Source organism: Veillonella infantium, assembly GCF_002959895.1.
Taxonomy (GTDB): domain Bacteria; phylum Bacillota; class Negativicutes; order Veillonellales; family Veillonellaceae; genus Veillonella; species Veillonella infantium.
This window is the reverse complement of the sequence record NZ_PPDD01000009.1, coordinates 174,686-198,364: the sequence shown is the minus strand read 5'-3', so window position 1 is coordinate 198,364 and position 23,679 is coordinate 174,686. Positions and strand designations below refer to the sequence as shown.

Sequence of the window (23,679 nt, the reverse complement as noted above, 5' to 3'; positions counted from 1 at the left end):
GGGGCTTTTACATGTTTCTTATGACTTTTATTCATAATGAATAAAGATATATCTCTTTTTATCGTTTTTGCAATATAAATAACTCAGGTGGATTGTTTATTTGATTCATTGGATGCCAATGACATACATTATACAATTTCTGTTCTAAATCTGTTAAATACGATTTAAGGATCTGCATTTCTTCTGCCCCTTCTGTTGTTCCAGGGTAAGCAACAATTGTGATAACTCCAGACTTAGATAATTTCTCTAAACCCTCTTTTATAGCGTCAATTGTTTGATGCGGTTTAGTTATAACTTGATGATCGCCACCCGGTAAATATCCTAGGTTAAAAATCATTAAATCAATTACTTCATCTTTTAACTGATTAGCTAATGCACGATCATGGGAGTCATGGATAAATGTTAGGCTCACATCTTCAGCTATATCATTTGATTGCAATAATTCTTGGCTACTATTAATAGCTTTCATTTGGATATCGATGCCATATAAATGACAGCCTTTTCTTGCTCGCTCTGCTAAATATAATAAATCATGGCCATTGCCACATGTTGCATCTACTACAACATTAGCGTGTTTCATTACTCGATCCCAGATTAAATGTTGAAACTGAACAGCATTGTTAATGTTAATCACAAAATCACCCCACTTGAGATTTTAGTATTATAATAACTCGTCACGACGAGAGGCTAATTTTTTAAATAATGTACCAAAGAAACATTGATCTTTAAATCGTACGAATAAGCAATATACTGGATTGGAGCTTATATGTAATGTTTCTTTATTGGTAAACGTATAGTCAAATGTACCGTCTATACAGATATGTAATTGAGGCTCTCGTTCTGGCATGGTGATTTGAATTGTATCATGCTCTTCCAATACAAGAGAAACGCCTTGAATAAGATGTGGTGCTACAGGAGTCACAATAATTGATCTATTATCAGGCTTCATAATAGGACCACCTGCAGATAGATTATATCCTGTAGAGCCTGTGGCAGAAGAAATGATCAAGCCATCAGAAGGATACATTTGCGTATGTTGATTATTGATGGACATATTGATACGTGCCATTTTAGCTGGTTCCGCACGGGTAATAACAATTTCATTAATGATAGGTACTAATTCTTCTTCATTACCATTATTTCGGTCAATATATGCATATAAATGTCCACGTTTTTCTATATTATAATCACCATTTGCAATACGTTTAATGTGACTTTGCATTTGATGAACTTCAATTTGGTTTAAAAAGCCTAGCTCACCAAGGTTAATACCACAAACAGGTACATTATATGGGTAAATTTGTCTTGCCAAATGGATGATGGTACCATCACCACCAAAACTAAAGGCAATATCAATTTGTTTAAAGATTTCTGGACGACTTAAAATATGAGTTTCAGGAATCTTAAGTACTCGTGCAGGTGCATCTGATTCGAGATCATCTGGCAAAAATACTTCGATACCTTCATCTTTACAAATATGTGCAGCCATTTTTAGAACTGCCATAATATTGCTTTTCCCCATGTTTGGGAAGAATCCGATACGCATTGTAATCTCCTATAATGAATGGGCTTCTGCAACCACTGAATCAATTAAAGCATTATCAATGGCTAAAGCCCCTTCTTCGTACTTTTTAAAATAACCTAAAAACTCAATATTACCTTCCATGCCTTTAATTGGTGAGAACGTTAAGCCGTGAATATATAATCCACAATCATGAGCAACGTGTAAGATACGATGTAAAACTTCTTTATGGATTTCAGAATCCCGTACAATACCGCCTTTACCTACATTCTCTTTACCCGCCTCAAATTGAGGCTTAATCAAAGCTACAAGAGCTCCTGTATCCTTTAATAAGGTAGTCGCAACTGGCAGAACCTTGTCCAAAGAAATAAATGCTACATCAATAGAAATAAAGTCCACAAGTTCACCAAGTTGCTCAGGTGTAATAGTACGGATATTTTGCTTTTCCATATTAATCACACGCGGATCTTGACGCAATTTCCAAGCCAATTGATTATAGCCTACGTCAATGGCAAAGACTTTAGATGCACCATTTTGTAGGGCACAATCTGTAAAACCACCTGTGCTAGCACCTATATCAACCATAATAGCATCCTGTAAGTTGATAGGATACGTTTGAATGGCTTTTTCTAACTTTAATCCACCGCGACTAACATAAGGCAAAGTATTGCCCTTTACTACAATATTGGCATCTATAGGAATTTTGGTACCTGCCTTATCAATACGCGTAGTATCCATGAAGATTTGGCCAGCCATTATGGCCGCTTTTGCCTTTTCTCTACTTTCAAAAAGTCCTCGGTTAACGAGGAGTATGTCTAAACGTTCTTTACTGCTCATATAACACCATTATAAATATAATAAAATTGAATACATGCAACAAGAATACCGAGGATTAATCCCCCAAATACCTCTATTGGTGTATGTCCTAATAATTCTTTTAAGGCCTCTTTACGAGTAATGACAACAGGTATGTTTTTCTTTGTAAAATAATCTACAATTTGATTTAGAATTTGAGCTTGACGCCCAGCTTCTAATCGCACCCCAGATGCATCATACATAACTACAATAGAAAATACTAAGGATAGAATAAATAAATCCGAAGCTCCACTTTTTAGATATATAGCCGTAGTTGTAGCGATTACAAAGGATGTATGGGAACTGGGAAATCCCCCAGAACCCACAAGGCGTTCTGGACTAAATTTACCATGCCGAACTAGTTGCCATACAAATTTGATAGCCTGCGCAGTAAACCATCCCCAAAATGCAGCTTGCGCTATGTAGTTGTGTGCTATTTGTGGTAATATATCAATCATTATTTATACCTTCTTCAGGTAATACCAATTAATTAGTTCGTTCTAAAAGATAATCAATTAGAGCAGATAATATAGATGTATCATAAGAAACAGAATCTAATGCATCGTGAGCTTGTTGGCCAACTAATGCGGCTTGCTCTTTTGCTCCTTCTAAACCAAGGAAAGATACATACGTCGATTTATGTTGTCGAATATCACTACCAGGAGTCTTTCCTAATTCTTCAATTGTTCCAGTTACATCTAGAATATCATCAGTAATTTGGAATAACAATCCTAAACAATTAGCATATTCCATAAGCGCTGTTCGAGTAGCCGTATCTGCATTGCCTAAAATAAGGCCTAATTCTACTGACGCATTAAATAATGCACCCGTTTTTCCACTGTGCAAAACCTTTAACTCTTCTAGTGGGATATGCTTATCTTCACTGAGCATATCGAAGGCTTGACCACCGACCATACCTTCCGGGCCTGCTGCAGCAGCTACACATTTAATAGCATCTATTTTTTGCTGAGGCGTAGCAGTTTTATTCTCAGTCATTAGTTGAAAAGCATAAGTTAATAAACCATCACCAGCTAGAATAGCCATACCTTCACCATAAACTTTATGATTTGTTAAATTACCTCTGCGATAATCATCATTATCCATAGCTGGTAAATCATCATGTACTAAGGAATATGTATGGATACACTCCATGGCACATAGAAATTCCTTATAATCAGCTGGATCTTTATGAAGCATTTCTAACACAGCTTTAGATAAGATTGGTCGGATTCGCTTACCACCTTGCATTAAGCTATAACTCATGGATTCATAAAGAGGTTTAAATTCTTGATTTGGGCTACTTAATACCTCACCTAACCATTGTTCAATATGTTGTTTGCTAGACCCTAAATAATCTTTGAACATAGAATCTCCTTATTCGCTGATGCGAACTTCTTCGATAATTTGTTGAACTTCATTTTCAACTGAATCGAGCATTTCTGCACATTCTTTTACTAGTGTTAAGCCCTTTTTATATTGAGTTAAGAGTTCAGAGATGGTCATATCACCATCGTCCAATTGTTTCACAATATCCTCTAAGGCTTTATATTTTTTTTCATAACTTTTTAGTGATGCGGCCATCTTTATGCGCCTCCTTTACCGTAGCATTCACATAACCATCAGCAAGTGTAACTCGTATATCATCCTTTGGATGTAATTGAGTAACAGACGTTATAGGTTTATCATTATGTTCAACCTTTGCAAACCCTTTTACCATCATTTGTAATGGATTAAGAGATTCTAATTGTTGAGTTAATAATGCTAAACTGTGTTTCTTTGTATTGCATCGTTCTTTTGTAGCATTAGTTAATGATTGTGAAAGCTCTTGTAAATGCGTTTTCTGTTTATGCAAAAATTGTAGAGCTGGAATACCTAATCTACGATTAAAGAGCAATGTTAAATCTGTACGTTTCTGCTGTAAAGTATAACGTATAAACTCGTGTAGGTATTCTTCTTTTTCTGTTAATTGATCTTGTAGTGTAATAATAGGAAGTACAGCCATTTCTGCAGCGTGACTTGGCGTTGCTCCACGAGCATCTGCTACATAATCACATAAGGTATAATCTGTTTCATGACCTACTGCTGAGATAACTGGTGTATTAGCAGTATAAATAGCCTCTACAACTGCTCTATCATTAAAACACCATAAATCCTCCATAGATCCGCCACCACGACCAACGATGATAAGGTCTACCTCTGGGTCAGCATCAGCTGCTGCTATTCCTTTAGCTATAACAGGTCCTGCTGTATTACCTTGGACAGGAACGGAGAACAATTTAAATCGAACTAATGGGTTTCGTCTTTCACTGACATGTAAAATATCATGTAATACAGCGCCAGATTGAGATGTAACAATCCCTATGCAACTTGCCATGTACGGTAAATTTTGTTTATGGCTATCATCAAAGTATCCTAAGGCAGTTAATTCTCGTTTTAAAGCGTCAAATTCAAGCTGTAATGGGCTTTTAGAACCTATTTGCATATCGGATGCAATGAGATTTAAACGGCCCATTTTATTGTAAAAATTAACAGATGCTTTTACAGTTACTAATAGACCATTTTGAATGGCATTAGCCAACCCTTTTTGCATAACAGTGCTAGACCACATGGTAACATCAATAGCGGATTCTTCATCTTTTAAAGAGAAATACATATGACCACTACTATGACGCTTTGCATTAATAATGGTGCCGCTAACATAGACATTCTTAAGTAGATATTCACGGTCTAAGGTGCGCTTTATAAGATTGTTTAATTGTGTAATGGTTAATACATTCACGATTATCCTCTAGTTTCCTCTAAAAAAGCAGCGCCAAAAGCATTGCCAGTGGCATTATCAACAGAAAATTGTGGTTGTGCCACGTGTAATGTAATGTGATTACGTCTACAATAATGATCCATACGATGACGAAGTATACTATTGCTCATTACACCACCAACGGCAATTAATGTTTTAACAGGTTTATTTTTTAAATGATAGTTAATCATTTTTTCTAGTGCATTTCCAATAGAGGTGAATACAGCACGCGATAGATTAGATTTTTCTATATCATTCATGGAATCACTAATGCGACGCATAGCCGCACTACATGGCCCAGCAAAGCTTATCCAACCTTCTTTTACAGAAGATGGTAATGGTTCATATTCTGTAGTTTGTAATGCTAATGCTTCTAGATGCTTACCTGCAGGAAATGGCAAATCCATTGCAACACCAATACGATCTACATATTGACCGCCTTGTAAATCCTTAGAGCCGCCAATAATGTGAGACTCAAATATGCCTTCTCCTTTATAATGACAATATACGAGCTCCGTAGTACCACCTGATAAATGAAGTGCTAAAAATGGATCTTTAGGAATTGTTTTTAGTTCTCGAAGGGCAGCTAAAATATGATTTTCTTGATGTGCAAAAACTTGTAAAGGTACATTCATCATATGACTTAGAGATTGACCATACCCTAGCCCTACCATAAAGGCTGGCATATAGGAATTTTCCTCACGTCTAGGAAAACCACTAACACCGACACCACTAATTGGTAGTTGTGGCAATTCAGATATCAACTTAGGCAATGCCTTTGTATGTTGAAAGACCATATTTGATTGTTGTAGTCCTCGCTCACCCTGTTTGACCTCTAATATTTTGCGGGCTTCCCCAACTATTTGAAAGTCGCTATCTATAATGGCACAACTTGTAGTGTAGCAACTAGTATCAATGCCTAAGTAATATCGTTTCATTATTTACTCTTATTATATGCATCTAGAATTGCATTAATTAATTTATAAGAAGAATCAGAACCAAAATCTTTAGCTAATTGAATAGCTTCATTAATAGCTATAGATGGTTCTAAAAGTTCATCTTCATTTGTCATTTCCCATAGAGCAATACGTAAAATAGCACGATCAACCTTGTCTAAGTTTTCAACTTTACGTGATTTACAAAATGGCTGTAATGTTGCATCTATAGTATCAGAAGTGGATAATACACCATTTATAATATTATTCGCATAGGCCTTATCCATAGATTTATGCATATGTCCTTCTGGAAATTGAACATCACTTTGGTCTGAATGAAATTCATTAGCATATAACATTTGAAATGCGTATTGACGTGCTTCACGTCGATTTCGCTTAATTACCATGTGGAGTTGACTCCTTTTCTTTAACAATACCTTCAATATGAACATCAACCTTAACATGATTAAGATCAAGCATATTCTTTAAGGTTTGTTTGATTTCTAACTGCAATTGTTTGGATAATTCAATAAGATTGTATCCATACAAGGCTTTAATATAAATATTAATTTCAATAAAACCTTTACGATGTTTAACATTAATACCTGGTAAACTACGTTGACCAAAGGCATGTGTAATGCCCTCTACTAGTTCATCGTAAAAGCGAGGGCTTAAAGAATGAATACCTGGAATCGTAGCTAACGTTTTAGTAGCTACATCGATGATGACAGAGTCTGCAATATCAATGGTATCCATATCTAATCCATAGTTTAATTGATTGTCTGAACTCATATAGATACCCTCCTAAGGCTGTGATGGTGTTACTAAATCATCAAAAATAATGTCTTGTACCACTACATCAATGGTTTGTACCTCAATTTCGGTATAAGAAACTAAAGCTGTTTTGATACGTTCTTGTAAACGTAAGGCCACATCAGGGATACGGTATCCATATTGAATGCAAACATATAATGTTACAGAAAGAGCTCCTTCATCGTTAAATGATATCTTTACACCTTCATAATCAGATTTACGTCTAAAGAAGGCATTTACATCATCATTAAAGGTGGAGCTCATATGATGTATACCCTTTGTTTCAAGCGCTGCTATAGTAACAATCGTAGCATATACATCTTCACTAATCTTAATTTTACCAGACTCTAGTTCAGTATTTTTCTTGGTCATACTGGCCTCTTTCAAAAAAAGCACTTGTCCCTATATATAATTACATAGACGACAAGTGCTTACAGTGCAAATGTTAGATATATGGGGAATCAGATTCCATGAAAAGATCTAGCCCCAATACATATCAATACGTATTAGGCACGTTCGATGTATTGACCTGTACGAGTATCAATACGAAGTACATCATCTACTTCAATGAAGAGAGGTACTTTTACAGTGTAGCCTGTTTCCAATACAGCTGGTTTGTTACCACCAGTAGCAGTATCACCACGGATACCAGGGTCTGTTTCAACTACTCGAAGTTCAACAGCTACAGGTAAATCGATACCGATTACGATACCTTGGAAGAACATGATGGATACTTCCATATTTTCAAGAAGGAAGTTTTTAGCATCACCTAGTTGTTCAAGGTTAAGTTCAACTTGATCATAAGTTTCGTTATCCATGAATGTGTAAGCGCCATCAGATTCGTATAAGTATTGCATACGACGACGGTCAACATGTGCTTTAGGCACTTTTTCACCAGCATTGAACGTACGTTCTACTACAGAACCAGTTTGCAAATTTTTCATTTTAGTACGTACGAATGCAGCACCTTTACCTGGTTTAACGTGTTGGAAATCAACTACTTGCCATACATTACCGTCGATTTCAACGGTTACACCTGGACGAAAATCATTACTGGAAATCATCTAACTCTTCTCCTTCTAAATACCTATTTCAATTAACTCTTTTGGACTATGTGTCAACACCTCATAGCCGTCAGATTTGACGATGACACTATCCTCTATTCTCAATCCGATAGTACCTGTAATATAAATACCAGGCTCTACCGTAATGATCATATTTTCTGTAAATACTGTATCGGATTTTGTATTAGCCACTGGTTCTTCGTGAATCTCAAGACCTACGCCATGACCAGTGCCGTGATTAAATTCCTTGGTATATCCATGTTCTTTAATATAATCACGACATACTGCATCGAGTTCTTTACCAGTAATACCAGCCCGAACAGCAGCTACACCGCGTTTTTGTGCTTCTAAAACTATACTATACAGCTTTTTTTGTAATTCAGAGGCAGGACCCATTACAATAGTTCTAGTCATATCTGAATGGTAACCCTTATATACGGAGCCAAAGTCGAAGGTAACAAAATCACCTGCTTCAATGACCTTATCACTGGCTACACCATGAGGCATACTAGAACGGTTACCAGAAGCAACGATGGTTGCAAAGGAAGGTTCCTCTGATCCACGTTTTAACATTTCTGTTTCTAATATGATGCGCGCTTCGTTTTCTGTCATTCCTACCTTTAATTGTGGCAGTAATGCAGCAAAGGCGTCGTCACCAATTTTAGCGGCTTTTCGCAATAATTCTAATTCATCCTCTCGCTTAACTGCTCGTAGTTTAGCAAAATTGATAGATGTAAAATTAAAGCGTTCATCTAATGTATCACATAAGGTTTCATACGTATCTACCGGCATTTGCTTGCCTTCAATACCGAATAAACCTTCGTAAATATGATGCTCATTGAATATATCAACAAGAGTATCCATAACAGAGGATTCATATTGAATGACTGTATATCCTTCACATTGTTTTGTAGCTTGCTCAGTATATCTGAAATCAGTAATCATAAAGGCTTTATCTTGTGTAATAATAGCAAAGCCTGTAGTACCAGTAAAACCAGCAAAATAATGTAGATTAATAGGGCTCATCAAAATGACACCTGTTAATTCTTGCTCTTTAATATACTGTTGTAGCAGATTTAAACCATTCATAATCATGCTCCTAGTCAATAAAGTACAATTAATCTTACCATAAAATACCTATATTGAATAGAATTTTATGCTATTTTTTGAAAGCCTCTATATCACCAATGGTTAAGTCCTGTATAGAACCAACCTCTTCAATCCCTGTTAAATCTATATGACCTATAGTTAACCGTTTTAAATATGTAACAGTACCGCCTGCAGCGCCAATCATACGTTTTACCTGATGATATTTGCCTTCTTCAATGGTAATATGCAGAGATTGAGAAGATACAACATCAATTAAAGCAGGCTTGCAATGGGTTCCGTCACCTAGTACAATCCCCTCTTTTATACGTTGAATTCCTTCTTCTGTTAACTCACCATCATATTCTACGTAATAAACCTTGGATACATGTTTATTACCATTAATGATTGAATGTCCCCAAACACCATCATTGGTAAGCAACAGTAATCCTTCTGTATCCTTGTCTAACCTTCCGACTGGAACTACTCCCATTTTAATATATTCAGGTGGCAATAAATCCATTACAACAGGATGATTTGCATCCTCCACAGCGGTAACATAGTCTTTGGGTTTATGAAATTTTACATAATACTGCTGCTTAGTATTAACTACTTGTCCATCAACCGTTATTACATCAGACTCAATATCAACGTGGATATCTTTTTTTGTTGTTATTTCACCATTAATAGTAACTCTTTGATCCTTTAAGAGTTGATGAACTTCTTTTCGACTGCCATAAGCTTTATTAGCTAATAATTTATCGAGTCGCATCATACATGTCCTTGGAGTAATTCAACATGAGCTGTATCATTGAGCAAATTCAAAATATTATGATCATATTCGCCCATACCATTATAGAAAATACGGTTAATAGCTGTATTACCTTGGCTGAAATTCCAACAATGACTAATAGAAATATCTAATAATTTACATAATAAGGTTCTAATAGTTCCGCCATGACATGCTATTAAAAGAGTCTCTTCCTCATCATTAACATTGAGGAATTCTTCCAGACCTGCCCAGGCACGATCTTGCAAATCTTTAAAGCTTTCGCCATTTGGTACTTTTACAAGATGAGGCCGCAAATACATTTCATCAATAAGGCCAGGCCAACGTGCTTCAATGTCTGAAAATAGCATAGCTTCCCAGTCACCAAAGTTAAGCTCTCGCAATCGTTTATCTACTGTGATAGATGTTGTGCGGTCACCTCGAATCGTTTCCGCTGTAACTAAGGCACGACTTAAATCACTAGATAAGATACGGTCAAAGGTAACATCTTTAAGGGCATTACCACATGCTTTAGCTTGATTTAAACCGTTTTCATTGAGAGGAACATCTGTAATACCTTGATATTTCCCCATTTTATTCCAATCAGTTTCACCATGGCGCACAATATATAATGTCTTCATAATCTTCCTATACTTTCAAAATATCTGTCAGTTTATCCACTAGTTTGATATTAGTCTCGTGATCTTTAATAGCAATGCGTACCCAGTGATTAGTTAAACCTACATAGGAGTCACAATTGCGCACAATCATATTATATTTCTTCAGCTCTTCATTAATATAGTTTGCTGTAATTCCTTCTTGATTAACTTGGAACAAAATAAAGTTAGCTGAAGGTGGATATACAGTGATTCCTTCTAAAGCATCTAATGCATTGTACATGAATGCTCTTTCTTCATTCAATTCTTGTTTTGTTCGCTTAATGTAATCCACATCATTCAAGGCAGCCTTTGTATATGCTTGCGCTAATGTATTTACAGACCAACTAGGGATATATTGCTGTAATTGAGTAATTAATGTTTTGTTAGCAAAAGCGGCACCAATGCGTAAACCAGGTACAGCATAGAATTTTGTGAAGGAATGAACTACGATGATATTATCAAATTCATTTACTAATGAGCGCATAGAATACTCATTATCTTGTAATGGATCATTACCAACAAAATCGATAAATGATTCATCTATAACAAGTAAGCTATTTGCATCTTTCAACATGCTCGCTACAGTGCGAATATGATCTTTATCAAGTGATGTACCATCTGGATTATTAGGATTACCTAAAAATACAATGATGCGACCATCTTGCCCTTTTAGTTCAGCTGCAAAGGTTTCTAATGCCAAATATGGTACCTCAAAATAAGGTTTTCCATTATCATCTTCCCGAGGTCGATAAAAAATATCACGTACAGGAATCTTACTTGCTTCAAGAGCCTCTTTATACTCAGAAAACCCTGGTGCTGGAACAAAAGCACCTGTATAGCTAGGTAAACGGCAAATAGCATATAATAGCTCGGCTGCACCATTACCAACTATAATTTGATGTTTATTCATTCCATATGTATCAGCAATAGCATTTAATACATCATCATTGGTAGCATCAGGGTAATGAGAAATATAGCGTAATTGTGCATTTAATGCATCTAATCCACGTTGACTAGGTCCAAGGGGATTAATATTAGCGCTAAAGTCGACTACCTCATATGGTTCAATTCGTTGTTCATGGGCAAACTGAAATATATTGCCCCCATGTATCTTAGACATTTAATTCTCTTTCTATTAAATATATTATCGTTTAATATAGGTTAATCCTTCATTTGTGGTTTCTACTGTATCCACATAGGATAAGTGAGGTAACTTACGTATGATTTCTTGCTTACAATCATCAATGCGACCATAATCTACGGGAAATAGAAGTCCCATTATGGTACCACTATGAGCTATGATTGTACCAACACTGTTATAGTAATTACCTATATCGTGAAAATCATATAAGTTTGCTTTATATAGTATGCGTTGATTACCAAAAGCACTCAATGTAGCTGCTTGACCAATTAAATTGATATCATGTGTATTTAAGCCTCGTTTAAATAAATCTAGTGACTCACGTATAATAGACTCTTTTTCTAAAATTTTAGTTTGTAAATCTACTTGTTGATTAAAGGTAATGGTATCTATACTACCGCCTTCATCAAATACAAGAATTTTCAATGGCGGACACATTCCTAGTGGTTGAGAAATGGTACCTTTAATATAATCAAACTGCGTTACACCTTGGTAAAATGAAGCATCTGTAGGTTCTACAGATAAACAGATTTGCTCTAGTTCTTTTAGTGATAAATTATAATCCATAGCTAAAGCAGTAGCCATAGCCGTTACAGAAATATCCGCAGAACTTGAAGCCATTCCTTTACCTTGTATAATGTCAGAACGTACATATACAGGTGGACAAGTTTGATCTTTATTATTTTTCTTTAATAATCGTTGTACTAATTGTCTTGCCAGAGCTGACTTAGGTTGTAATGCACAATAATGTTTTGAAAATGGATGTTTTACATTACTTAATGCGTAGGAGTAACGATTAATAGGACAAGTCACTAAAAATGACTGGCCATTAATAGAACCTTGTAGAAATTCCCCACATGTACCTGGGGCTCTTACATAATAGGTCACATTAAACTCCTTTCGCATTAAACAAAAATAGTAATTATTTTTACAAAACAATGGATAAATAATTATTAAAACATCGTAGTGTTAGAGGCCACAGAAGCAGATAATACAGATAATATAATAATATAAATTAAAAGTAGTAAAACCTCTGTAACTTCAACAACAAATCCGTAAGTATCACCTGTAGTACCACCAAGTTGCTTAACAATATAATGGTTAAGTATACGATTGATAATATAGGTAATAATCATACTTACAATATTGATTTGAAAAATACCTAATGTAGCGTAAACCAATACACCTAATCCAACAACATAGCCTACATCAGCTACAGAAAAAATAGAATATACACCATATAAAAGGGTATATAAAATTACACCAATTAGTAATATTACAATAGGCATAAAGAAGGTTGAAAGTGTATTGTACGTAATAACATGTTTTGGTGCTAAATTGGCGAATGCAGCCCCCATCCCCTGCTCTCGTGCATAGGGATAGGATCGAATACTCAAAACAAGGGACCAACGGCTCATTAATGGCATCATAATCAGTGCCATTGGAATAAATTCCGCTGTTGGAATCACTGTTAATAATTGCCATTTTAAAAGTGTAACAAATACAAAAGCAACAACACCAAAAGAGCCTATACGGCTATCTTTCATAATTTCTAACTTACGGTCCCTTTCACGTCCAGAAAATAAACCGTCACTGGTGTCCATTAGGCCATCAGCATGAAGACCACCTGTAATTAAGAATTCCGCTATCACAAGGATTAACATCAATGGTACTAACGGTATAAATGGTGATAATATACCATACAATAATGCTAAAATAAGGCCAATAATTAAGCCTACATAGGGAAAGGCTACAACGGATTTACCAAAATCTTCTACAGACCATTCTGTTTGATTAACGATTTTTAAACGTGTTAGAAACTGTAATGCTATGAAAAAAGGTGTCATTATACATTCATCCCATAAGTAATGGCTGTACTAATTATAATCATTAGTATAGTCGTAAAATACATCATATAAATTGTACGTGTAATGTGGTTACGATTTAATTTTTCAATGGGATCTCCCATGTATTCACGGAAGGTCATTTTTTTGAAATATTGGTTGTAACCACCTAATCGAATATGTAAGGCTCCTGCAACTGGTGCTTCTGCATAACCGCCATTAGGACTTGGATGCTTATGGGCATCACGCAAGCCAATTTGTAAGGCTTTTTTAGCATCAAAGCGTAAAAAGAATGCAGAAATTATTAATAATATAAAGGTAATGCGTGCAGGAATCCAGTTGAGCACGTCATCAAAGCGAGCTGCTACTCGTCCAAAGTATAAATATTTTTGGTTCTTATACCCAAGCATAGAGTCCATAGTATTGGCAGTTCTATATAGAATTGCACCCATTGGACCGCCAAGGATAAAGAAGAATAACGGAGCAATAATGCCATCTACTGTGTTTTCTGCAATGGTTTCTACCGTAGCTCGTGTAATTTCACTTTCATCTAATTCTTCTGTATCGCGACCTACAATCCAAGATAATCGCTTGCGTGCTTCTACAATATTATCTTGTTTAATTAATTGGCTAATAGTAAAGCCTGCACCAGCTAGTGAACGTGGAGATATAGCAATATATAAAATAATTACTTCAAGAGCATATTCTACCCATTCATCAATTACGCCACCAAGCCACAATATTAAAGACACTATAATATATACAGAAACGAGGATTAAGCCAACCGCAATACCACCGTACCATAATTTTTTAGTATCGTTATCAGTATCTTTATAGAGAACTGCTTCAAAAAAAGATATAATGCGACCAATAATAGCTACAGGATGGTATTTACTATTAGGATCTCCAATGAGTAAATCTAATAAAAATGCTAAGACTGGTATACATACAAAGCTATACTTTGTAAACCAATGCAAGATTGTTAAATGTTCCATATATCTCCCCTATTACCCCAAGGTAGACATAATATAATCCATATCTAAGTGTTCTTCTACAATATCAGCTAATCGATTATAAGCTGCATTCTTGTGTTCGAAATAATGGAATACTACATCTAATGGTTCTAACCCCTTACGTTCACGCAACTGATTGATAATAAAGCGTCTAAATTCATCATTATCAAACACACCATGAATATATGTCCCCATTACTTGGTGATTACCATCGATAAAACCATCAACTACATTAACGGCTTCTTCACTGCGACTTGTAATGGTGAAACAACGGCGCACAGTATCTACTAATGGTGTAGTATCACCCATATGGATTTCATAGCCTACTAGTTTTTCACCTGTAAATGTACCATTTAAAAATTGAAGGTTTGAAACATTGAATTCTACTTGATGTGTTGTTTTTTGATCCTTCATAGTCGTAGAAGAATCGACTAAACCAAGGCCTTCAATTTCTTCAATATCTCCTTCCATATGATGCGGATCATAAATTGTTTTGCCCAACATTTGATTGCCCCCACATACACCAATAACAGGTGTACCTTGGTCGGCAAGTTTTTTTATTTCATCGGCAAAACCAGAGTTACGAAGATATGTAAGATCTGCTAATGTATTTTTGGAGCCCGGTAAAATGATTAAGTCCGGATTGCCAATAACATCGCCAGGGCCGACGAATCGAACAGATACATCTGGTTCATAATTTAATGCATCAAAGTCAGTAAAGTTAGAAATTTTAGGTGTTTGCATAACCACTACTTGAATTTCTTTAGCTCCACTATTGCGTTTGTTTTCCAGTGCAACAGAGTCTTCTTCATCAATATCAAGGTTTTCAATGGCAGGAATGACACCAACTACCTTTTTTCCTGTTTTTTCTTCAATGAAGGTAAGTGCAGGTTCTAATAGTTTAATATCACCGCGGAATTTATTGATAACAATACCTTTAATGAGATCTCGTTCTTCTGGTTCGAGCAATTCTAATGTACCCACAATAGATGCAATAGCACCACCACGATCGATATCAGCGATGAGATATACAGGTGCTTTCGTCATCTTAGCAATGCGCATATTTACAATATCATTAGCCTTGAGATTAACTTCTGCAGGGCTACCTGCACCTTCAATAACCATCATATCAAAATTGGAATCTAAGAAATCGATAGATTCTTTTACCTTATCAAGAGCGGTTAAGGAATATTTTGTATGGTATTCTTTAGCACTATAAACGCCCACAGGCTTACCCATCAATACAACTTGAGAAGATTGATTACCTGTAGGTTTTAATAACACAGGGTTCATTTGTACAATAGGATCTATGCCAGCAGCCTCAGCTTGCGCTACTTGAGCACGACCAATTTCATCGCCCCATTTTGTCACATAAGAATTGAGGGCCATATTTTGAGCTTTAAAGGGAACAGTTTTAAAACCTCTTCTATAAAAGATACGGCATAATGCAGTACATAAAATACTTTTGCCTACATTGGAACTTGTTCCTTGGAACATAATTTTCTTAGCCATTTATATGAACCTCCTGGGATTTTAATTCAATGGTAACGCCACTAATCGTTAAGTATAATTTGTCAGCCTCAGTTGCTACTGTTCGATTGACGCGGCCTGCAATATCTCTAAAATATCTTGCTAGCTTATTATCTGGTACAATACCTAGACCAATTTCATTAGTTACAAATATAACTATTTTATCATCACTTGCTTTGATTAGATTTAATAATGCTTCTAATTCTGAAAGTACCGTGTCTTCTAACCGATTTGCATCTTCTTGGCCTTGAATTGACCCATGAGCCATCATATGATTTGTTGTAAACATGGTTAAACAGTCTATGAGTATTACATCCGCTACACTGCTAATATGTTGCCACTCTTCGGCCAAATATAATGGTATTTCAAAATTCGTCCATATATTACCACGTCGCTCTTGATGTTTCTTTATACGATCAACCATTTCATCATCAAAAGCTTGTCCTGTTGCTACATAAGCTTTTCGACCTTCTGTAGCAAGGGCTAAACGTTCTGCAAATTCACTTTTTCCACTTCGTGCCCCACCGGAACATAATATAATTTGTGATTTCATAATGCACCTATACAAGAATTTATAATTTCAGTATCATTATAAGTATAACAAAGGAGCGATACTATGGAAATTATGAATATGAAACTAAAAATGATGGCTACTTTATGGGATAATACCTATCGTGTTGCCATTGACGATGGACAAGGCAAGTATATCGGTACAGCCCGTGTAGTAGTTAATGTTCCACTACCACCAGAAGCGTTACCGGAAAATGCGCCACAAGTAGAGCCACAATTATTGGTTCTAGTAGAAGATTTTGATTTCGGAGCTGATAAAATTATAAACTTCGAAACAACACTGTCTGATCTATTGAGAGAAAAATTCCGTTATGAAATTCCTCATATTTTCTTCTACTATCCAAGTCCTCACGATGTTTTAAATCAAACAATTTCACAATAAGGTCTATAACGAGCAAAAAGCTATGTAAAATACATAGCTTTTTTTTGTTTATTCAGCTCCAATTTCCTCTTCTACGCGACACATAATAAAGCAAAGGTCGGATAGACGGTTTAAATATTTTAAATTAGATTCGTGAACGCTTTCACCAGCATCTAATACACGCCATAAATCACGTTCAGCACGTCGAGTAATCGTTCTCGCTACATGTAAATAAGCTGAAGATTGTTTTTCACCAGGAATCACAAAATTAGATAATGGTTCAAGCTTTTCGTCAAAGCGATCAATAACCTTTTCTAAATGTTTAACATGTTGCTCTGTAATGACTGGCGCCGCATTTAAACTAGCAATATCTGCCATTAAAGTCCATAAGTTGCGCTCAATATCATATAATTCAGTAGCAACACGTGAATTTTCAGCATAGGAACGAGCCAAGCCTAAAAAGGCTTGTAATTCATCGATTGTACCATAAGCTTCTACGCGTAAAGAGGATTTAGGTACTCGTTCACCGGTATATAAACCAGTTGTACCAGCATCGCCTGTTTTTGTGTAAACACTACTTGCCATATGTATTACCTCCTATAGAAATACATAAATGTTGAATGAAAAGCTATATGTTCTCAACCTTGAGATTATTTATATTCTGGGAACCAAAGCTGAATTTCACGAGCAGCAGCCTCTGGAGAATCAGACGCATGTACTACATTTGCATCCATTGTTAGGGCATAGTCACCACGAATACTACCAGGGGCAGCATCTACAGGATTTGTGGCACCGTTTAAAGCACGTACGGATACGATGGCGTTGTCTCCGGCCAATACGAAAGCAAGAACTGGACCAGATGTGATGAAATCAACTAATTCACCGAAGAATGGTTTTTCTTTGTGTTCAGCATAATGCTCTTCCGCTAATTCACGAGGTACTTGTAAAAGTTTTAACGCTTTAATGACAAGACCTTTACGTTCATAACGGCTAATAATTTCACCACTTAATTGACGCTTAACTGCATCTGGTTTTATTAAAACTAATGTTTCTTGCATGATATCCTCCTGTAGATATTAATTAAAATAATGCTTTCTCTTTATATTTAGGATTCATTGCTTGTTGTTTCAATTTTGCAATACGTTCCTCTGTACGAGGATGTGTACTAAAAAGATTGCTCAAGCTTTCACCAATACCAACCATAGGGTTGATGATAAACATATGGGCTGTTGCATTACTTGCATTTGGCAATGCACCATGTTTTGAATAGTAATCAATTTTTGCAAGGGCAGATGCCAAAGCTAAAGGATTGCGACACATGTCTCCGCCACCTTCATCAGCCAAGAATTCTCTGGCACGAGAAATGCTCATCTGAATAAGACCTGCTGCGATAGGAGCAATAATTATGGCACCTATTAATTCTAAAGGATTAGAACCTTCTCGATCATCGGAGCGACCAAAGATTGCAGAAAATTGAAGAACGTGAGCAATCATAGAAATAGCCCCCGCCATCATAGCTGCAATAGTACTAATCAATGTATCACGATTCTTAACATGGGTTAATTCATGTCCTAGAACACCTTCTAGCTCGTCATCTGTTAATAGTCGTTGAATACCTTCTGTAACAGCAACTGCTGCATGACTCGGATTTCTGCCTGTAGCAAATGCATTAGGTACATCACTTGGGATGATATATACCTTTGGCATTGGTAACTTACCATTCTTAGCCAAACGTTCTACCATGCCATATAATTTAGGGTTAGATTGTGCAGTAACTTGTTGTGCATCATATTGTGCTAAAACGATTTTGTCGCTATACCAATAGGACATAAAATTCATGCCCATGGATATAACGAACATAATCATCATACCACTTCTACCGCCAATCATATCACCTAAGACCACTAAAATGGCCGTCAAAGTCGCTAATAAAAGCGTTGTTTTCATATTGTTCATAGTTTCCTCCAATTATAGTTATGGACTATGCCTAACACTATAATTATACCACAAACTAGATAATTGACGCTCCTGTACTATCGGCTTCTAAGCAGTAGGTTTTATTTTCAATACCATTAGCTGTAAATACAGCACCCATAGCATCTGCTACGGCTTGTACGTGGGCTTTATCTACATAGGCAATTAAAGTAGAACCTGATCCACTAATTGTAGCACCATATGCGCCAGCTGCTTTAGCAGCATCAAAGGCTGCATCACAATGTGGTATCAATGTTTTTCTATATGGAACATGTAAATTATCATCTAATGCAACAGATAAATTGCTTAATTGATGTGTAATCAAACTAGTTACAAATAAAGATGCATGGCTCACATTTTGCACAGCCTCTTTAAATGGTACATGATTAGGTAACACAGAACGAGCGTATTCTGTAGAAACCATGACCTCAGGTACTACAACAGCAAAATGCAATTCAGAGGGGACAGAAATAACTGTGTTAAGCACTTTGGTTTTCAAACCAGTTGCACAGCATAGATTACCATAAATAGCCGGTGCTACATTATCTGGATGACCTTCCATGCGATTTGCAATAACAAGTAACTCTTCCTTTGAAAGCGGATGTTTTACTAACGCGTTTGCTAGTAAAAGTCCCCCTACAATTGCCGTACTACTACTACCTAAACCACGAGATGGTGGAATTAAGGTTTCAGACGTAATATGTCCATATTGAATTGGTTCTTGCACAGTAGCAAAAACTTGATCCATTGCAAAGCCAATAAGATTTTTTTTAGGATCTTCAGCACGTAAAATGTCTGCGCCAAAACCTTCAAAAGTATAGGTGTATTCAGTAGCTTTTACATCAGGTGTAAAGCTAAAAATATTATATAGATTGAGTGCCAAACCTAAGCAATCAAAACCAGGTCCACAGTTAGCACTAGTGGCTGGTACTTGTACGCGAACAGTGTTCATAGTTTAAGCTTCCATAATACGAATTACACTATTAACAGACTTAACGGAACGCAAGCTGTTAAAGGAATCGATAAGATTTAAAATATAAGATCTAGGACATTTAGAGGTTACAATCGCTAATACAGCAGTTTCTGGATCCATATTTCTTTGAACGATGGATAAAACAGAAATCTTTTGTTCTGCTAATTTAGCAGAAATTTTAGCCAATACACCTGTTTTATTATCTACTTCCAAACGTAAGTAATAGCTAGATTGAATCTTACCAGGAGAGTAAATATTCTTTTGGTCATAATAGAATGGTTTCAAACGACCTGTTTCGTTGTATGAAACATTTTTAGCCACTTCCATAATATCGGATACTACAGAGCTACCTGTAGGTAAGCTACCAGCACCACGACCGTATAGCATTACATCATCAATACCATTACCTTTTACATAAATCGCATTATAAGAACCGCGAACAGATGCTAAAGGATGTGTAGTAGGAATAAATGCTGGGTATACATTTAGAGATAACCCTTGACTAGTTTCTTTTGCAATACCTAATAGCTTGATGTTATAACCAAATTCTTTACCGAATTTAATATCTTCCGTATCAATGCAAGTAATACCTTCTACGGATACATCTTCAAAGAAAATGCGACGGTTGAAACTAATAGATGCAAGGATAGCAAGTTTACGTGCCGCATCTAGACCTTCAACGTCTGCTGTAGGATCGGCCTCAGCATAACCAAGATCTTGCGCTTCCTTTAGTACGTCTTGATAGCTTAAACCTTCTTCAGACATTTTAGTTAAAATAAAGTTTGTAGTACCATTCATAATACCGATGAGCTCAGTAATACGGTTGCCAGCTAAAGACTCATATAATGTACGGATAATTGGAATCCCACCTAATACAGATGCTTCAAAGCGTAAATCTACGCCGTTTTTGCTAGCTAAGTCTAATAGATATGGGCCGGATTCTGCTAACAAATCTTTATTTGCAGTTACTACATTTTTTTTAGCCTTTAAAGCACCTTCTACACAATCTTTAGCAAAGGTTGTACCACCCATTAATTCCACAACCATTTGAATGGAATCATCTTTTAGTACTTCATCAATATCTGTTACATATTGAGCTGTTTCAGGCAATGTAATATGGCTATATTTATCAGGATTACGTACAAAGATTTTAGAAATTTCAACATTAACACCTGTACGATTTCTAATTAACTCAGCATTATCTTGCAATAAATTAAATGTACCTTGTGCAACAGTACCAAAACCTAATAACGCAATTTTTATATTGGTCATAATTGTCCTACTCTCTTAATTAGCCTATGCTTGGCCTAAAATTTCTACTTTAATAATGCCCTTCATAGAGCGAATATCTAATAATAAATCTTCTAATGAACCTTGTAAGTCTTTAGTTTCAAAGGAAATGCTGCTATTAGCTATACCTTGTAGTGGAATGTCTTGATTGATTGTCAATATGCTACCATTGCGCTCTGCAATTGCTTTTAACACACTAGATAACATACCTGATTCATTAGACATTGAAACATAAATGCTTACAATTTTACCTTGAGCAATTTCAAAAAATGGGAATACATAATCTTTATACTTATAGTATGCAGAACGACTCAAATCCATCTTTTCCACTGCTTCATTAATAGTCTTAACCTCACCTAGTTTCAAAATTTCTTTTACCTTAATCGTCTTTTTTATCGCTTCTGGTAAAATATCTTCTTGCACCAGATAAAACTTATCTTTTTTTGGTTTAGTCATAGAACACACACTCCCTTATTGTTCTGTTGAAGTTTCTTGGGCTACAAATTGACGCCCATATAATGTTAACACCGCATACATGCCGACAAAAAATGGCAAATACTCTGCCATAACGCGCCATGCTACAGCAATAATACCAACCGTTCCATTAGGGACAAAGGTACTAAACAATACTACAAATAGTCCTTCTGCAATCCCTGTTCCCCCTGGTGTTGGTGCAAAATATAAAATAAGATTCAATAGAATCATTCGATCTAATATATTAATGATCGGAATATCCGGTGTAAAAGCATACATTAATGCTGGCGCAATACAGTATAAGCATAATAGACTCAACCCAGATTCAATAAATACAATAAACGATTGAATTGGTTGTTTATATAGTAATCCTAAACCTTGATTTAACGTTTCTAATTTAGAAAGCCAATCTTTCGTTTTATGTGCTTTAAACCGTTGCGCTAAGTTATATACAAATTGACGCATATATTTAGTTTGTAAGATATAAGTACCTACCAGTATTGCAATGACAGATACTACTGCAAAAATCAATAGCATATCTCTTGAAATATATGGAATTTCAATAGCATCTCTTAAGAATACGAAGGGTAACATAATAACAAGGAACATAATAGAAAATACGGTACGTATTAACACAATAGGAGTCCCTTTAGATATTGGCACACCATAACTCCGTAATACTAATACTTGTGCAACAGCACCCCCACTAGCACCTGGGGTTAACATAGCCATGAAATAATTACTAAAGATTACACGAAGTACAGCCTTTATAGATAACTTATATCCTCCGATTTTTACGAGTCTTTGTAACCGTAAACCATCAAAATACATGCCTGCTATTAAGGCCACTAAAGCTAATAATAAAGAAATACTATTAAATGATGAAATTGTTTTTAATGCATCTAGATCAATAGTGTAGTAAATGATACCAATTGACACAGCCAATAGTAAGAGAAACATAAAAATGCCTCTCTTCATCATTTTACTCATATCAAGTCTCCATAATTAATTAGCTCAATATTATGTTGTCTAATATATAAATGCGTATGGTTTGAACATACAGCTTGTAATTCATCTTCCCAATGATAGCCCCATTTATATTGATTTCCAAGAAGCGTATTATTTAAACCTGGATGAATCATCAATTCATGAGTACCCGATTTTTTAGATATGGATTTTAATATACCCATTAACGTTTTTTGGTTAATGTGTCCTCCATTTACCATACCCCAAAAATATTGTGTGGAATACATGCCATTATCACGTATTGTAGGACGTGCTTTTGCAGCCACAGTAGATAATCCCACCTTACCTAACAATCGCACCGGAGAGCACATATAATTGACAAATAAAGAAGACTCATCTGGAATGCGTATAGCATTAATACCATAATGTTTTGCTTGCTCTATTACGATTGGTAGTACCGTCGGTAATACATGCATATGTTGATGACCATCAATATGTGTTACATGTAAACCAGAATCCATAATACGTTCCATTTGAGCGTGAATTTCTTTGCGCAATTCACTATAATTAATCTTTCCAGTATAAATTCGCTTCATAAAATCGATATATGTTTCTGGAAATACGCCCTCAGAGGTCAGCAGCGATGGAACTTCAGCTGGATTACATACTGGTTTAAGTCCACCTACTAAGGCGATATGAACAGCAATGCCCAACTTAGGGTTATTTTTTGCCATACTTACAGCTTCTGTAAAAGCTTCGCCTCCTGCTAATAGAGAGGTACTCGTAATGATACCTGTACGATGACCATCAATGACGGCAGCATTAACTGCACTATGAAGACCAAAGTCATCGGCATTTACTATTAATTTGGACATAGTTTACTTCCTTTTCATAAAAAAAAGGGAGAACTTTGTTCTCCCACAAAGGATATATGTTATTGTACCAAATACAGAGCTATAAAATCAATACAAAAGCCCTCTACTTGTATACTAGTAGAGGACTTTTTATAATGTTATAAATTTTTGTCATAAATAGAAAATTGA

At 35.8% G+C, this 23,679-nt stretch carries 30 protein-coding genes; 1 reads left to right on the top strand and 29 read right to left on the bottom strand.

Annotation, left to right across the window (positions count from 1 at the left end; translation table 11 throughout):
- Positions 1-58 precede the first annotated feature (58 nt).
- The 21 genes from mnmM to cobU all read right to left on the bottom strand — a co-directional run bounded on the left by mnmM (position 59) and on the right by cobU (position 16,581).
- Positions 59-634, bottom strand: a complete 576-nt coding sequence (mnmM, locus tag VCHSUH03_RS06010) for a tRNA 5-(aminomethyl)-2-thiouridylate-methyltransferase MnmM (RefSeq protein WP_105094372.1) — start codon at positions 632-634, stop codon at positions 59-61.
- Between the two features lie 27 nt (positions 635-661).
- Positions 662-1,546 (bottom strand): NAD(+)/NADH kinase, encoded by an 885-nt coding sequence (locus VCHSUH03_RS06005; protein ID WP_105085621.1) that lies wholly within the window; start codon positions 1,544-1,546, stop codon positions 662-664.
- Positions 1,547-1,555: 9 nt separating this feature from the next.
- Positions 1,556-2,359, bottom strand: a complete 804-nt coding sequence (locus VCHSUH03_RS06000) for a TlyA family RNA methyltransferase (RefSeq protein WP_105094371.1) — start codon at positions 2,357-2,359, stop codon at positions 1,556-1,558.
- Positions 2,356-2,835, bottom strand: a complete 480-nt coding sequence (locus VCHSUH03_RS05995; protein WP_105085619.1) for a divergent PAP2 family protein — start codon at positions 2,833-2,835, stop codon at positions 2,356-2,358. Before VCHSUH03_RS05995 ends, VCHSUH03_RS06000 begins: the two co-directional genes overlap by 4 nt.
- Before the next feature lie 28 nt (positions 2,836-2,863).
- Complete coding sequence (locus VCHSUH03_RS05990; RefSeq protein ID WP_105085618.1) at positions 2,864-3,742, bottom strand: polyprenyl synthetase family protein; 879 nt, start codon at positions 3,740-3,742, stop codon at positions 2,864-2,866.
- Between the two features lie 9 nt (positions 3,743-3,751).
- Complete coding sequence (gene xseB / locus VCHSUH03_RS05985) at positions 3,752-3,958, bottom strand: exodeoxyribonuclease VII small subunit (protein ID WP_105085617.1); 207 nt, start codon at positions 3,956-3,958, stop codon at positions 3,752-3,754.
- Positions 3,933-5,156: an exodeoxyribonuclease VII large subunit gene (gene xseA, locus VCHSUH03_RS05980; RefSeq protein WP_105085616.1), complete on the bottom strand. Its 1,224-nt coding sequence runs from the start codon at positions 5,154-5,156 to the stop codon at positions 3,933-3,935. The genes xseB and xseA overlap by 26 nt, the downstream gene beginning before the upstream one ends.
- Before the next feature lie 2 nt (positions 5,157-5,158).
- Positions 5,159-6,112, bottom strand: a complete 954-nt coding sequence (locus tag VCHSUH03_RS05975) for a Kae1-like domain-containing protein (protein ID WP_105085615.1) — start codon at positions 6,110-6,112, stop codon at positions 5,159-5,161.
- Positions 6,112-6,516, bottom strand: coding sequence for a transcription antitermination factor NusB (gene nusB / locus VCHSUH03_RS05970; RefSeq protein WP_105085614.1), 405 nt, complete (start codon positions 6,514-6,516; stop codon positions 6,112-6,114). Before nusB ends, VCHSUH03_RS05975 begins: the two co-directional genes overlap by 1 nt.
- Positions 6,506-6,901 (bottom strand): Asp23/Gls24 family envelope stress response protein, encoded by a 396-nt coding sequence (locus VCHSUH03_RS05965; RefSeq protein WP_105085613.1) that lies wholly within the window; start codon positions 6,899-6,901, stop codon positions 6,506-6,508. The genes nusB and VCHSUH03_RS05965 overlap by 11 nt, the downstream gene beginning before the upstream one ends.
- Positions 6,902-6,913: 12 nt before the next feature.
- On the bottom strand, positions 6,914-7,294 hold the full coding sequence (locus VCHSUH03_RS05960; protein ID WP_105085612.1) for an Asp23/Gls24 family envelope stress response protein: 381 nt from the start codon (positions 7,292-7,294) through the stop codon (positions 6,914-6,916).
- A gap of 134 nt (positions 7,295-7,428) precedes the next feature.
- On the bottom strand, positions 7,429-7,986 hold the full coding sequence (gene efp / locus VCHSUH03_RS05955; RefSeq protein WP_060924599.1) for an elongation factor P: 558 nt from the start codon (positions 7,984-7,986) through the stop codon (positions 7,429-7,431).
- Positions 7,987-8,001: 15 nt separating this feature from the next.
- Positions 8,002-9,075 carry a M24 family metallopeptidase gene (locus VCHSUH03_RS05950; RefSeq protein WP_105094370.1) on the bottom strand — a complete coding sequence of 358 codons (1,074 nt, stop codon included), beginning with the start codon at positions 9,073-9,075 and terminating at the stop codon, positions 8,002-8,004.
- Between the two features lie 70 nt (positions 9,076-9,145).
- The gene (locus VCHSUH03_RS05945; RefSeq protein ID WP_105094369.1) at positions 9,146-9,844 is read right to left on the bottom strand and encodes a pseudouridine synthase; all 699 of its coding nucleotides are present in this window, start codon (positions 9,842-9,844) and stop codon (positions 9,146-9,148) included.
- Positions 9,844-10,482, bottom strand: a complete 639-nt coding sequence (locus VCHSUH03_RS05940) for a histidine phosphatase family protein (protein ID WP_105094368.1) — start codon at positions 10,480-10,482, stop codon at positions 9,844-9,846. The genes VCHSUH03_RS05945 and VCHSUH03_RS05940 overlap by 1 nt, the downstream gene beginning before the upstream one ends.
- Positions 10,483-10,489: 7 nt before the next feature.
- Entirely contained in the window at positions 10,490-11,620 is a 1,131-nt protein-coding gene (locus VCHSUH03_RS05935) for a pyridoxal phosphate-dependent aminotransferase (protein WP_105094367.1), read from the bottom strand.
- Between the two features lie 24 nt (positions 11,621-11,644).
- Positions 11,645-12,529: a GHMP family kinase ATP-binding protein gene (locus tag VCHSUH03_RS05930; protein ID WP_105094366.1), complete on the bottom strand. Its 885-nt coding sequence runs from the start codon at positions 12,527-12,529 to the stop codon at positions 11,645-11,647.
- Between the two features lie 65 nt (positions 12,530-12,594).
- Positions 12,595-13,488, bottom strand: a complete 894-nt coding sequence (cobS, locus tag VCHSUH03_RS05925) for an adenosylcobinamide-GDP ribazoletransferase (RefSeq protein WP_105094365.1) — start codon at positions 13,486-13,488, stop codon at positions 12,595-12,597.
- Positions 13,488-14,480 carry an adenosylcobinamide-phosphate synthase CbiB gene (cbiB, locus tag VCHSUH03_RS05920; RefSeq protein WP_105094364.1) on the bottom strand — a complete coding sequence of 331 codons (993 nt, stop codon included), beginning with the start codon at positions 14,478-14,480 and terminating at the stop codon, positions 13,488-13,490. The genes cobS and cbiB overlap by 1 nt, the downstream gene beginning before the upstream one ends.
- A 12-nt stretch (positions 14,481-14,492) precedes the next feature.
- Entirely contained in the window at positions 14,493-16,010 is a 1,518-nt protein-coding gene (locus tag VCHSUH03_RS05915; protein ID WP_105094363.1) for a cobyric acid synthase, read from the bottom strand.
- On the bottom strand, positions 16,003-16,581 hold the full coding sequence (cobU, locus tag VCHSUH03_RS05910) for a bifunctional adenosylcobinamide kinase/adenosylcobinamide-phosphate guanylyltransferase (RefSeq protein WP_105094362.1): 579 nt from the start codon (positions 16,579-16,581) through the stop codon (positions 16,003-16,005). The genes VCHSUH03_RS05915 and cobU overlap by 8 nt, the downstream gene beginning before the upstream one ends.
- A 63-nt stretch (positions 16,582-16,644) precedes the next feature.
- Between cobU and VCHSUH03_RS05905 the strand changes: the two genes are divergently transcribed.
- Positions 16,645-16,980 (top strand): hypothetical protein, encoded by a 336-nt coding sequence (locus tag VCHSUH03_RS05905; RefSeq protein WP_005386666.1) that lies wholly within the window; start codon positions 16,645-16,647, stop codon positions 16,978-16,980.
- A 48-nt stretch (positions 16,981-17,028) separates the two neighbouring features.
- Here the strand turns inward: VCHSUH03_RS05905 and VCHSUH03_RS05900 are convergent, their stop codons facing one another.
- From VCHSUH03_RS05900 to VCHSUH03_RS05865, 8 genes are all read right to left on the bottom strand, one after another.
- On the bottom strand, positions 17,029-17,544 hold the full coding sequence (locus tag VCHSUH03_RS05900) for a cob(I)yrinic acid a,c-diamide adenosyltransferase (protein ID WP_105094361.1): 516 nt from the start codon (positions 17,542-17,544) through the stop codon (positions 17,029-17,031).
- A gap of 65 nt (positions 17,545-17,609) precedes the next feature.
- Entirely contained in the window at positions 17,610-18,017 is a 408-nt protein-coding gene (ndk, locus tag VCHSUH03_RS05895) for a nucleoside-diphosphate kinase (protein WP_105094360.1), read from the bottom strand.
- 22 nt (positions 18,018-18,039) lie between these two features.
- On the bottom strand, positions 18,040-18,915 hold the full coding sequence (gene htpX, locus VCHSUH03_RS05890) for a zinc metalloprotease HtpX (RefSeq protein WP_105085600.1): 876 nt from the start codon (positions 18,913-18,915) through the stop codon (positions 18,040-18,042).
- A 55-nt stretch (positions 18,916-18,970) separates the two neighbouring features.
- The gene (gene thrB, locus VCHSUH03_RS05885) at positions 18,971-19,885 is read right to left on the bottom strand and encodes a homoserine kinase (protein ID WP_105085599.1); all 915 of its coding nucleotides are present in this window, start codon (positions 19,883-19,885) and stop codon (positions 18,971-18,973) included.
- A gap of 3 nt (positions 19,886-19,888) precedes the next feature.
- Positions 19,889-21,178 carry a homoserine dehydrogenase gene (locus VCHSUH03_RS05880; protein ID WP_105085598.1) on the bottom strand — a complete coding sequence of 430 codons (1,290 nt, stop codon included), beginning with the start codon at positions 21,176-21,178 and terminating at the stop codon, positions 19,889-19,891.
- 24 nt (positions 21,179-21,202) lie between these two features.
- The gene (locus VCHSUH03_RS05875; RefSeq protein ID WP_005386672.1) at positions 21,203-21,652 is read right to left on the bottom strand and encodes an ACT domain-containing protein; all 450 of its coding nucleotides are present in this window, start codon (positions 21,650-21,652) and stop codon (positions 21,203-21,205) included.
- 15 nt (positions 21,653-21,667) lie between these two features.
- The gene (locus VCHSUH03_RS05870; protein WP_105094359.1) at positions 21,668-22,660 is read right to left on the bottom strand and encodes a lysylphosphatidylglycerol synthase transmembrane domain-containing protein; all 993 of its coding nucleotides are present in this window, start codon (positions 22,658-22,660) and stop codon (positions 21,668-21,670) included.
- Positions 22,657-23,511 carry a ChbG/HpnK family deacetylase gene (locus VCHSUH03_RS05865; RefSeq protein ID WP_105094358.1) on the bottom strand — a complete coding sequence of 285 codons (855 nt, stop codon included), beginning with the start codon at positions 23,509-23,511 and terminating at the stop codon, positions 22,657-22,659. The genes VCHSUH03_RS05870 and VCHSUH03_RS05865 overlap by 4 nt, the downstream gene beginning before the upstream one ends.
- Between the last annotated feature and the right edge of the window lie 168 nt (positions 23,512-23,679).